A 10,573-nucleotide genomic window follows, 5' to 3' on the forward strand; every position below is an offset into this window, starting at 1 on the left:
TCTCAGAGATTGCTCATCCCGCCATCGATGACGAGTTCGCTGCCGACGATATAGGCGGCCTCGTCGGAGGCGAGGAAGATCACGGTCTTGGCGACCTCTGCCGCGTCGCCGAAGCGCCCGACCGGGATCTGCGACTGGATATGATCGGCCATCGCCTTGGAATCCGCCTCCGATGCGCCGAGCTTGCTGTAGAGCGGCGTGGCGATCGGGCCGGGGCTGACGGCGTTGACGCGGATGCCGCGGCTGATCAGTTCGCCCGACAGCGTCTTGGCAAGCGTCAGCAGCGCGCCCTTGGTCAGCGAATAGACGCTGGAGTTCGGCATGCCGATATGCGCGTTGATCGAGGTGTTGAGCACGATCGCGGCCTGCTTGGAGAAGATTGGCAGCAGCGCTTGGATGAGGAAGAACGGACCCTTGACGTTGATCGCGATCGACTTGTCGAAGGCGGCCTCGCTCCATTGCTCGACAGGGCCGAACTCGGCCACGCCGGCATTGACGAAGAGGATGTCGAGATGGCCGAAAGCGTTCTTGATGGCTTCGGCGACGACCTGCTGCCCGGCGACATTGCCGGCATCGGCCTGGATGACGATTGCCTTGTCGCCGAGTTCGGCGCGGGCGGCTGCGACGCTGTTGGCGCTGCTGCCGGTGATGGCGACGCGGGCGCCCTCGGCGATGAACTGGCGGGCGGTTTCAAGGCCGATACCGCTGGTGCCGCCGGTGATAAGGGCAGTCTTGTTCTGAAGGCGTGACATGGATTGATATCCTTGTGGGGTGGGCTGCGTGCCCATGATGTGTTGTTGGGGGCGGTCGGCAGAATGCCTTGCTGTTGGGTCGCGATCACCCCCTCCGAAAGGCGAAGGTGACCGAGCGAGTATGCGTATCAGGTACGAGTGATCGAGGCGCCGCCATCGACCAGCGAGGCAGTGCCGGTCACGAAGCTGGAATCGTCGGAGGCGAGGTAGAGCACCGAGCGGGCCAGTTCGTCAGGCGTTGCCACGCGCTTCAGCGCATGCAGGTTGGTGACGAAGCCCTGCTTGTCCGGCGTGTCGTTCATTTCGCGATACATGTCGGTGTCGACGGCACCTGGGAGCACCGAGTTCACGCGCACATTCTTCGGGCCGTATTCGGCGGCCAGCGCCTGCGTCAGGCCGATCAGGCCGGCCTTGCTGGCGGCATAGGCTGCGACACCGGGGAAGGCGAAGCTGTAGCCGACGAAGGTGGAAGTGAAGATCACCGAGCCGCCGCCGTTCTGTTCCATCTGGCCGATCTGGTGCTTGGCGGCAAGGAAGGAGGCCGTCAGGTTGATCGTTACCGCCTCGGTGAATCCGGCTTCCGAAACGCCTGTGCTCGGCCCGGCCTCGCCGAGGATACCGGCATTGTTGAAGGCGATGTCGAGCTTGCCGTAGCGTTCGACAGCGGCGGCGACCAGCGCCTTGTGATAATCTTCCGAGCGCACGTCACCAGCAACGGCAACTGCGTCTCCGCCAGCGGCCTTGATCTCCTCGACCAGGCTGTCGAGCTCGGCCTGGCGGCGAGCACCGACCACGAGCTTGGCGCCTTCGGCGGCAAAGAGCTTGGCCGTTGCGCGGCCGATGCCGGCGCTGGCGCCAGTGATGATGGCGACTTTTCCATTCAAGCGGTTCATTCTTCCATCTCCTTTTTGGGTTGGGGTGGCGTTTGCCGCCCCGTTCGATGAGTGGAAGATGGCATTTTCCTTTTGTTCGGATTAGTCTCCAAATAGCGGAACTCGAATTCGGAAATGCCGAACGATGATCAGGATTGAGGGAATAACGGCATTCGTGTCGGTGGTGGAATCCGGCTCGGTCAGCGAGGCGGCGCGGCGCCTTCGCCTGTCGAAATCGGTGGTCAGCGAAAGGCTGGCCGAACTGGAGCGCTCGCTGGGCGGCATGCTGCTCCACCGCACCACCCGCAAGCTGACGCTGACGGAGGACGGCACCGCCTTCCTCGAACGCGCCGCCCGCATCGTCCGCGAGATCGAGGATGCCACGGCCGAGATGGCCGAGCGGCGCGGCACGCTCTCCGGGCCGCTCAGGATCGCCGCGCCCGTCACCTTCGGCCGCATGCATCTCGGCCCGGCGCTCTATCCGTTTTTGGCCAAGCACCCGGAGATCCAGCTGGTGCTCGATATCGATGATCGCCGCGTCGATGTTTCATCGGAAGGCTATGACGCCATCGTCCGAAACGGGCCGATCGTCGATTCCCGCCTTGTGGTCTGGAAACTCAGCCGCAGCCGTCGTCTGCTGGTCGCGTCCCCCGATTATCTCAAGCGCCACGGCACGCCGAAGACGCTCAATGATCTCGATGGCCACAAGGGCATTTTCTACACCAATCGCGGCGTCTCCGACTGGCGCTTCCAGACACCCGATGGCGCCATCGTCGTCCGCGCCAGCCAGGTGCTCGGCATGAACAATGGCGACATGATCCGCGATGCGGCGGTGGCCGGTCTCGGCATCGCGCTGCTCCCCGCCTTCATCGCCGGCCCGGCGGTAAGCGAGGGGCGGCTCGCGGAAATTGACGTCGGTTACAAGCCGGAAGCCGAGTTCATCTACATGGCGCATCCCGAAGGCCGCAATCCCTCGGCCAAGCTGCGCGCCGTCGCCGATCATCTGCGCAAGACCTTCGGCGATCCGCCTTACTGGGATCCATCAGGCTGATCAGAAGGTTGATCAGATCAGGCTCATCAGATTGCCGACGACGCGCGACCGCCGCGCCTTCAGCATCGCCAGCCCAAGCCGCGCCACCAGCGGCGGTCCCTCGATCGGCCGATAGGCGACCCCGTCGAGTTTGAGGTGCGCGAGCGAACCCGGCACGATCGACACGCCGAGATCGGCGGCGACCAGATTGATGACGGAAGGGATCTGCGGCGCCTCCTGCGTCACGACAAGTTCGAAACCGGCATCCCGGCAGCCGCGCACGATATCGTCGTAGAGGCTGAGACCGACGGTGCGCGGAAAGAGAATGAAGGGCTCGCCCGAAAGGGCTGAAAGCGGCACGGTCTTCAGCTTCGCCAGCGGATGGTGCGCTGGGAGCGCGATCAGCATCGGCTCGTCCGCCAGCCGCTTCAGATGCACGTCTCTCGGGTCTTCGAGGCCGGGGCGGATGAAGGCGGCGTCGATCTCCTGCCGCATTAGCTTTTCCATCAGCCAGTTGCTGTTCATCTCGGTGAGCGACAGGCTCACATCAGGCCATTGCCCGCGAAACCGGCGGATCGTGCCGCTGACGGCGGTGTTGAAGGCCGACGACGCCGTGAAACCAAGCGCCAGCCGCCCCGTCTCGCCGCGCGTCGCCCGCTGTGCGGCCAGCTTCGCCTTTTCGGCGGACGCAATCGCGGCGCGCGCCTCCGGCAGAAAGGCCGATCCCGCCTCCGTCAGCTCCGCGCCATGCGGCACGCGGTGAAACAGCGCCGCCCCGATCTCGTTTTCGAGATCGCGGATCTGCTGGCTGAGCGGCGGCTGGCCGATGCCGAGCTTGGCGGCGGCGCGGGTGAAATTCTGCTCCTCGGCCACCGCAAGGAAATAGCGGATATGGCGCAGCTCCATCGGTATCTCCAAAACCTATCAAGAAAGCCAGTTTCATATATTGGACAAATGATGGTCGGTTGGCTAGATCAAAGGGCGTGAAAGGTTGGTCCTCAATGCCACGCGCCGCAGACAAGCAGTCCGTTCCCTCGGAAATTCCCTCCCGTCCTCATCTCACCGTCATCGAGAATGCCGCCTCCCAACAGCAGGGAAGCGAGCCGCAGGAAAAGCAGTTCCTGCTGCGCGGCACCCCGGCCTATAGGCGCGCCAGCATCGCGCTGTTCCTCTCGGGCTTCGCCACCTTCTCGCTGCTCTATTGCGTCCAGCCACTGATGCCGATCTTCGCCAGCGACTTCGGCATCAGCCCGGCGGCAAGCTCGCTCTCTCTGTCGCTATCGACGGGTCTGCTCGCCTTCGCCATCTTCTGCGCCGCCGCCGTCTCCGAAAGCTTCCGCCGCCGCAGCCTGATGTTCGCATCGCTGCTCGGTGCCGCCCTCTGCACCATCGCCTGCGCGCTGGTTCCGAGCTGGCATGCGCTGCTGGTCATCCGCGCCCTTGAAGGCCTGCTCCTCGGCGGCGTCCCCGCCGTCGCCATGGCCTATCTCTCGGAAGAGATCGATCCGCGCGGCCTCGGCGCATCCATGGGCCTCTATATCGCCGGCAACGCCTTCGGCGGCATGGCCGGCCGCGTCGTCACCGGCACGCTGGCCGAGTTCTTCTCCTGGCGCATCGCGCTCGGCACGCTAGGCGCCATCGGCCTTGCGGCGGCCATCGGCTTCTTCCTGCTCCTGCCCGCCTCGCGCAATTTCACGCCGCGCAAGGGCTTCAACGCCCGCTTCCACCTCGGCGCCTGGGCCGGCCATATCAGAAGCCCGGCGCTGCCCTTCCTGTTTGCCATCGGCTTCCTCGCCATGGGCACATTCGTCACGGTCTATAACTACATCGGCTTCCGCCTCGTCGAGGCGCCCTACAATCTGAACCAGACCGAGCTCGGCCTGATCTTCACGGTCTACATCTTCGGCATCGCCGCCTCCTGGATCGCCGGCCTGCTCGGAGACCGCTTCGGCCACTTCGTCGTGCTGCCTTCAGGCATAGCGCTCTCGGCGATCGGCGTGGCGCTGACGCTCTCCGCCTCGCTGCCGCTGATCATCCTGGGCATCGTGCTCCTGACCTCCGGCTTCTTCGTCGCCCACTCGGTCGCAAGCGCGCTGGTCGGACGGCTTGCCCGAGGCACCAAGGGCCACGCCTCGTCGCTCTATCTCCTGTCCTATTATATCGGCTCCAGCGTCGCCGGCTCGCTCGGCGGCTATTTCTGGGGCGCCGATGGCTGGAATGCGGTCGTCATCTTCACGCTGACGCTGCTTGCGATCGGCATGGCCGCCGCACTTGCTGCGGCACGGCTGTCGCGTCGATAGCAAAAATAGAAAAAGCCCGCAGCAAGGCGGGCTTTTTTATGAGTGGAGCAGGCTCTTTGGAGCGCTCAGCTAACCACCCAGGCGATATAAACAAGCGTCAGCGCGATCAGCCAGAGCGCGAAGCGCCCGGAGCGGCTGTGGCGGGCTTCCGACTTGCCGATCGCCTCTGCCGTCTCGGCGTCGAAGCGCAGGCCGTTCTCGCTCATCCTGAGCAGCTCGTGGTGGAACTTCTCGGTCTTGGCGGCGATCTCGGGTGCCGCCTCGGCGAGCTTCACGGCGGCCTTCAGCCCGTCCTTGATATCGGTCGCGATCCGCTTCGGTCCGAGATTGTTGCGGATCCATTCGCCGACGACGGGTTCGGATGCCTTCCACATGTTGAAGCGCGGGTTGAGGATGCGCGCCACGCCCTCGACCACGACCATGGTCTTCTGCAGCATCACCAGTTCCGGCCGTGCGGCCATGTCGAACAGCTCGGTCACTTCGAACAGCAGCGTCAGCAGCTTGCCCATCGAGATCGTCTCGGCCGGCTGCCCGTGGATCGGTTCGCCGATCGCCCGGATCGCCTGCGCGAAGCTCTCGACATTGTGGTCGCCGGGCACGTAGCCCGCCTCGAAATGCACCTCGGCGACGCGGATATAGTCGCGGGTGATGAAGCCGTAGAGGATTTCGGCGAGGAAGCGGCGTTCCTTCTTTCCGAGACGCCCGACAATGCCCATGTCGACGGCGACGATCATGCCCTTGGGGTCGACGAAGAGATTGCCCGGATGCATGTCGGCGTGGAAGAAGCCGTCGCGCAGCGTGTGGCGCAGGAAGGACTGGATCAGCGTATCGGCCAGCGCATTGAGATCGTGGCCGGCGGCCTTCAGGCCCTCGACGTCGGACATCTTGACGCCGTCGATCCACTCCATGGTGATGACGTCGCGTCCGGTGCGTTCCCAATCGACGGTCGGAACACGGAAGCCCGGATCGTTCTGCGTATTCTCGGCGATCTCCGAAAGGGCCGCTGCCTCGAGCCTCAGGTCCATCTCGACCTTGGTCGTCTGTTCCAGCGTCTTCGTCACCTCCACCGGCTTCAGGCGCCGGCTGGAGGGCATGAAGCGCTCCTGTAAGTGGGCGACGAGATACATCGCCTCGAGATCGTGGGTGAAGCGCTGGCGCACGCCGGGGCGCACCACCTTGACGGCAACCTTCTTGCGTCCCTGAGGCGTCATCACCTCGGCCGGATGCACCTGCGCGATTGAGGCTGCCGCGATCGGCTCGCCGAAGCTGACGTAAAGCTCATCCACCGGCCGGCCGAGTGATCCCTCGATATTGGCCTTGGCGGCGGCCTCGGGGAAGAAAGCCATCCGGTCCTGCAGCTGCGACAGGTCGTCGGCGAACTCGACGCCGACGACATCGGGACGCGTCGCCAGGAACTGGCCGATCTTCACATAGGAAGGCCCCAGCCGCTCGACGGCCTTGGAGAGCCGGTCGCTGCGCTTCTGGGTCTTGGCGCGCTTGCGCGCAAACATACCGACGAAGGATTTGGCAGCCGCGACCGATGGCGGAAGTTCGTCCGAAGGCAACGCCGAGACGACGCCCTCGCGCACGAGAATCCAACCAACCCGCCAGAGCTGGAAATATGCCGAAACAGTGCTCATTCCGGCTTAAAGCTTCCAGCCGGAGTGAAGGGCGGCGATACCGCCGGTATAATTGGTGTAGCTGACACGCGAGAAGCCGGCATTGCGGATCATCGCCGCGAAGTTCTCCTGGTTGGGGAACTTGCGGATGGATTCGACCAGATACTGGTAGGGCTCGGCATCGCCGGTGATCGCCTTGCCGAACTTCGGAATGGCGTTGAACGACCAGCTCTCATAGACGCGGTCGAGCAGCGGCATGTCGACTTCGGAGAACTCGAGCACCAAGAGCCGGCCGCCACGCTTCAGCACGCGGTGGGCTTCGCTGAGCGCCACGTCGATGCGCGGCACGTTGCGGATGCCGAAGGCGATCGTATAGGCGTCGAAGCTGTTGGCCTCGAAGGGCAGCTCCTCGGCGTTCGCCTCGACGAAGGTCAGGTTGTCGGAGAGCTTCTTCTTTGCCGCGCGCTCGGCGCCGACTGCCAGCATCGAGCCGTTGATGTCGAGCACTGTGGAGTGCGCCATCCGGTTCGAGGCTTCGATGATGCGGAATGCGATGTCGCCCGTGCCGCCGGCCACGTCGAGCGTCTTGTAGCCCGGCTCCTTGCGCGGGTTCAGCGCCGCGATCATCGCGTCCTTCCAGACGCGGTGCATGCCAACGGACATGACGTCGTTCATGATGTCGTAGCGCTTGGCGACCTTATGGAAGACTTCGTTGACGAGGCCCTGCTTTTCGCCGCCTGAAACTTCGCGGAAGCCGTATGATGTTTCCATGCCGCCGTCGGCGGAGGTGCGGCTGTCTGACATCGAATACTCCAATCTCTTAAATCAACGCGGCGACCATAGCGAAATCAGGCAGGCGACGCTATCTGTGGGCAACGGTCCGGTCCGCGACACCATGGCGCTATAGCGCACATCGCGGGCGGTTGAAACATGTTCGATATAGATGGGTTAAGATGCCGGAATTGCCAGAAGTCGAAACCGTCAAACGCGGCCTCGCGCCCACCATGGAGGGCGCGCGCATCGTCAAATTGGAGCTTAGGCGAGGGGACCTGCGCTTCCCGTTTCCCGAGGCTTTCGGCGAAAAGGCATCCGGCCGCACCATCGTCTCGCTCGGCCGCCGCGCCAAGTATCTGCTGATCGATCTCGATAGCGGTGCCACCATCATCGCCCATCTCGGCATGTCCGGCTCCTTCCGCATCGAGGCCGGTCCGATCACCGATGCCCCCATCTCCGAAACACCGGGCGAATTCCATCACCCGCGCTCCAAGGATGAAAAGCACGATCACGTGATCTTCCATCTCGAAGGGCCGTCCGGCGTTAGCCGCGTCATCTATAATGACCCGCGCCGCTTCGGTTTCATGGACATGGCCGATCGAACGGCGCTCGACATTAATCCCTTTCTCTATGGGCTCGGCCCGGAGCCGACGGGCAATGCGCTGAGCGCCGCCTATCTGGCCGAGCGCTTCAAGGGCAAGGCGCAGCCGCTGAAGAGCGCACTGCTCGATCAAAAGAACATTGCCGGCCTCGGCAATATATATGTGTGCGAGGCGCTATGGCGCTCGCACCTGAAGCCGACGCGGCCCGCCGCTACCTTGGTGACACCGACCGGCAAGCCTACAAAGCAGCTCGACCTGCTGGTCTCCTCGATCCGCGACGTCATCGCCGACGCCATCAAGGCGGGCGGCTCGTCGCTGCGCGATCATATCCAGACGGATGGCTCGCTCGGCTATTTCCAGCACTCCTTCTCCGTCTATGATCGCGAAGGGCAGCCTTGCCGGACGCCCGATTGCGGCGGTACCATCGCCCGCATCGTTCAGGCCGGGCGATCGACCTTCTATTGCCCCACTTGCCAGAAATAACTGTCTGCCAGAAGCCTGGGCATTGGCCCGACCGGGAGGAACGCATGTCTTATGAAACGCTGATCGTCGAAACCCGCGGTGCCGTGGGTCTCATCACGCTGAACCGCCCGCAGGCGCTGAACGCCTTGAACTCGACGGTGCTGAAGGAATTGCTGCAGGCTTACGCGGCATTCGAGGACGACGACGCCATCGGCGCCATCGTCCTGACCGGCTCCGAGCGCGCCTTTGCCGCCGGCGCCGATATCAAGGAAATGCAGCCGCTCGACTTCGCCGATGTCTACGCCCGCAATTTCCTCGGCGGCTGGGACGATGTCGCAAAGGTGCGCAAACCCGTCATCGCCGCCGTCAGCGGCTTCGCGCTCGGCGGCGGCTGCGAGCTCGCCATGATCTGCGACTTCATCATTGCGTCCGAGACCGCCAGGTTCGGCCAGCCCGAGATCACCCTTGGCGTCATTCCCGGCATGGGCGGATCCCAGCGCCTGACGCTCGCCGTCGGCAAGGCCAAGGCGATGGATATGGTGCTCACAGGCCGCATGATGGATGCGGCGGAAGCAGAACGGGCAGGACTCGTATCGCGTGTAGTTGCGCCCGATCGTCTGCTCGATGAAGCGCTGGAGGCCGCGGCCAAGATCGCCTCGCTGTCGCGCCCCTCGGTGCTGATGGCTAAGGAGGCGGTCAACCGTGCTCTGGAGACCACGCTGGAGGAAGGCCTGCGCTTCGAGCGCCGCCTGTTCCACAGTCTCTTCGCGACGGAAGATCAGAAGGAAGGGATGACAGCCTTCATCGAAAAGCGTAAACCCGCCTTCAAGAACCGCTGAGCCCTGAAGAGAAAAGGCGACGGTTCCTTGAAAATGCGCGTTGACGCCGGTCGGCTTTAGGGTTATATGCCCGCCCAAGGTTCGGGAAGCCAGTCCGGTTTTCCGATAATACTCCCGCATTGCTGTGTAGGAAGTGGCTGCAAGGCCCGCGGCGGTAGCGGAATTTGTTCGAATTCTTGAGAGAGGCATCCATGGCCAATACAACTTCGGCGAAAAAAGCGACCCGCAAGATCGCCCGCCGTACCGACGTCAACAAGGCTCGTCGCTCGCGCGTTCGCACGTTCGTTCGTCAGGTCGAAGAAGCACTCGCAGCTGGCGATGCTGCCAAGGCCAAGGAAGCTTTCCAGGCCGCGCAGCCGGAACTGGCCCGCGCAGCAAGCAAGGGCGTCCTGCACGCCAACACGGCATCCCGCAAGGTCTCGCGCCTCGCAGCTCGTGTGAAGGCTCTGTCGGTCGGCGCGACCGCTTAAGCTTCCGTTAATAAAGACAGCTATATGATTAGCCCGGCAACTTTGTCGGGCTTTTTCGATTCCGCCAACTGCCTCGACTATGGTTAATTTGGCGACGATTTCGTGTCCGGCAAATGACACAAAAAAATGAGTAATTACAAAGGCTTGTGTCAGGTTGTTCCTGAACGAAGAGACTCAGACCTTCCCTTGCGGCGTCTAAAACGAGTCAAGAAGCTTTTTTCTTTTTTTCTTTTTATGCGTGTCAAAATTGCCGGTTTCCGGAATCTCCTTGATTCAAAAGCGATTCTTTTTTTGCGCTAATGCAGCGCCCTAAATCTGCCGCAGGAGTCAACCGGCTACGCTTAATTTTGCGGAAATATGCCCGTTGATCTCCACCCCCGATCCTGCCTAAATGCCTCCCAACAAGGGGCTCGGACATCACCTGTTTTAAGGCTTGGTCTGAAACTGCCACGTCGGCAGGACGATGCTTTAGTGTCTTTTGTTGCGGAAGTTTCGACCTCCGGATTTTCACGCACTGATGCAGATTGGACTGCGGCTGTGGCTGCCGCGGAACGGGATCATCTGTGCGCCATTTTTGAGGGCTGCACGCAGCGCGTGCGATCTCGGGAAATGGAAAAAGCATACGCAGGCAGGCTGGTGTTCGTTGGACGAGGAGCGGGCACCTAGGAGACAAGAAGCAATAAGACCGCATGAAGCGGTTGGCTTCACCTCCAACAGTCGCCTCTCGTTAAGAGGCACGCGTTTGAGTGAACCGGCCGACAGCAGAGCATGAGGGTGATGCTGTCTGGTCATAAGCGGGGAAATGATCGGGCGATCAGGATTAGGTCGGCCGATGGAACTATAAGGCGGCAAG

At 62.7% G+C, this 10,573-nt stretch carries 10 protein-coding genes; 5 read left to right on the forward strand and 5 right to left on the reverse strand.

Annotated elements, in window-relative coordinates:
* Positions 1–2: 2 nt before the first annotated feature.
* Entirely contained in the window at positions 3–752 is a 750-nt protein-coding gene (locus tag ACVTFQ_RS19770; RefSeq protein ID WP_111563235.1) for an SDR family oxidoreductase, read from the reverse strand.
* Between the two features lie 128 nt (positions 753–880).
* Positions 881–1,645: an SDR family oxidoreductase gene (locus tag ACVTFQ_RS19775; protein WP_111563236.1), complete on the reverse strand. Its 765-nt coding sequence runs from the start codon at positions 1,643–1,645 to the stop codon at positions 881–883.
* Between the two features lie 124 nt (positions 1,646–1,769).
* Between ACVTFQ_RS19775 and ACVTFQ_RS19780 the strand changes: the two genes are divergently transcribed.
* Positions 1,770–2,675 carry a LysR family transcriptional regulator gene (locus ACVTFQ_RS19780; protein WP_112436375.1) on the forward strand — a complete coding sequence of 302 codons (906 nt, stop codon included), beginning with the start codon at positions 1,770–1,772 and terminating at the stop codon, positions 2,673–2,675.
* A 12-nt stretch (positions 2,676–2,687) separates the two neighbouring features.
* On the opposite strand, the gene ACVTFQ_RS19785 is transcribed toward ACVTFQ_RS19780, so the two are convergent.
* Positions 2,688–3,560 carry a LysR family transcriptional regulator gene (locus tag ACVTFQ_RS19785; protein ID WP_111563238.1) on the reverse strand — a complete coding sequence of 291 codons (873 nt, stop codon included), beginning with the start codon at positions 3,558–3,560 and terminating at the stop codon, positions 2,688–2,690.
* Positions 3,561–3,655: 95 nt separating this feature from the next.
* Between ACVTFQ_RS19785 and ACVTFQ_RS19790 the strand changes: the two genes are divergently transcribed.
* Positions 3,656–4,954: an MFS transporter gene (locus ACVTFQ_RS19790; RefSeq protein ID WP_111563239.1), complete on the forward strand. Its 1,299-nt coding sequence runs from the start codon at positions 3,656–3,658 to the stop codon at positions 4,952–4,954.
* Positions 4,955–5,019: 65 nt separating this feature from the next.
* Here ACVTFQ_RS19790 and ubiB read toward each other — a convergent pair whose 3' ends face one another.
* Positions 5,020–6,594 carry a 2-polyprenylphenol 6-hydroxylase gene (ubiB, locus tag ACVTFQ_RS19795; protein ID WP_470423967.1) on the reverse strand — a complete coding sequence of 525 codons (1,575 nt, stop codon included), beginning with the start codon at positions 6,592–6,594 and terminating at the stop codon, positions 5,020–5,022.
* A gap of 6 nt (positions 6,595–6,600) precedes the next feature.
* Positions 6,601–7,377: a bifunctional demethylmenaquinone methyltransferase/2-methoxy-6-polyprenyl-1,4-benzoquinol methylase UbiE gene (ubiE, locus tag ACVTFQ_RS19800; protein ID WP_111563241.1), complete on the reverse strand. Its 777-nt coding sequence runs from the start codon at positions 7,375–7,377 to the stop codon at positions 6,601–6,603.
* A gap of 149 nt (positions 7,378–7,526) precedes the next feature.
* Here ubiE and mutM point away from each other — a divergent pair, with 149 nt between their 5' ends.
* The 3 genes from mutM (at position 7,527) to rpsT (ending at position 9,720) form a co-directional block, all read left to right on the forward strand.
* On the forward strand, positions 7,527–8,432 hold the full coding sequence (mutM, locus tag ACVTFQ_RS19805) for a bifunctional DNA-formamidopyrimidine glycosylase/DNA-(apurinic or apyrimidinic site) lyase (protein ID WP_111563242.1): 906 nt from the start codon (positions 7,527–7,529) through the stop codon (positions 8,430–8,432).
* Positions 8,433–8,476: 44 nt separating this feature from the next.
* On the forward strand, positions 8,477–9,250 hold the full coding sequence (locus ACVTFQ_RS19810) for an enoyl-CoA hydratase (RefSeq protein ID WP_112437180.1): 774 nt from the start codon (positions 8,477–8,479) through the stop codon (positions 9,248–9,250).
* 191 nt (positions 9,251–9,441) lie between these two features.
* Positions 9,442–9,720, forward strand: coding sequence for a 30S ribosomal protein S20 (rpsT, locus tag ACVTFQ_RS19815; protein ID WP_111563244.1), 279 nt, complete (start codon positions 9,442–9,444; stop codon positions 9,718–9,720).
* Positions 9,721–10,573: the final 853 nt, after the last annotated feature.

This window comes from Rhizobium sp. O111 (assembly GCF_055616315.1).

Coding starts and splice junctions, on each gene's coding strand:
- ACVTFQ_RS19790 (WP_111563239.1), top strand. CDS start 3,656: ATGCCACGCGCCGCAGACAAGCAGTCCGTTCCCTCGGAAATTCCCTCC.
- ubiE (WP_111563241.1), bottom strand. CDS start 7,377: ATGTCAGACAGCCGCACCTCCGCCGACGGCGGCATGGAAACATCATAC.
- mutM (WP_111563242.1), top strand. CDS start 7,527: ATGCCGGAATTGCCAGAAGTCGAAACCGTCAAACGCGGCCTCGCGCCC.
- ubiB (WP_470423967.1), bottom strand. CDS start 6,594: ATGAGCACTGTTTCGGCATATTTCCAGCTCTGGCGGGTTGGTTGGATT.
- ACVTFQ_RS19775 (WP_111563236.1), bottom strand. CDS start 1,645: ATGAACCGCTTGAATGGAAAAGTCGCCATCATCACTGGCGCCAGCGCC.
- ACVTFQ_RS19810 (WP_112437180.1), top strand. CDS start 8,477: ATGTCTTATGAAACGCTGATCGTCGAAACCCGCGGTGCCGTGGGTCTC.
- ACVTFQ_RS19770 (WP_111563235.1), bottom strand. CDS start 752: ATGTCACGCCTTCAGAACAAGACTGCCCTTATCACCGGCGGCACCAGC.
- ACVTFQ_RS19785 (WP_111563238.1), bottom strand. CDS start 3,560: ATGGAGCTGCGCCATATCCGCTATTTCCTTGCGGTGGCCGAGGAGCAG.
- rpsT (WP_111563244.1), top strand. CDS start 9,442: ATGGCCAATACAACTTCGGCGAAAAAAGCGACCCGCAAGATCGCCCGC.
- ACVTFQ_RS19780 (WP_112436375.1), top strand. CDS start 1,770: ATGATCAGGATTGAGGGAATAACGGCATTCGTGTCGGTGGTGGAATCC.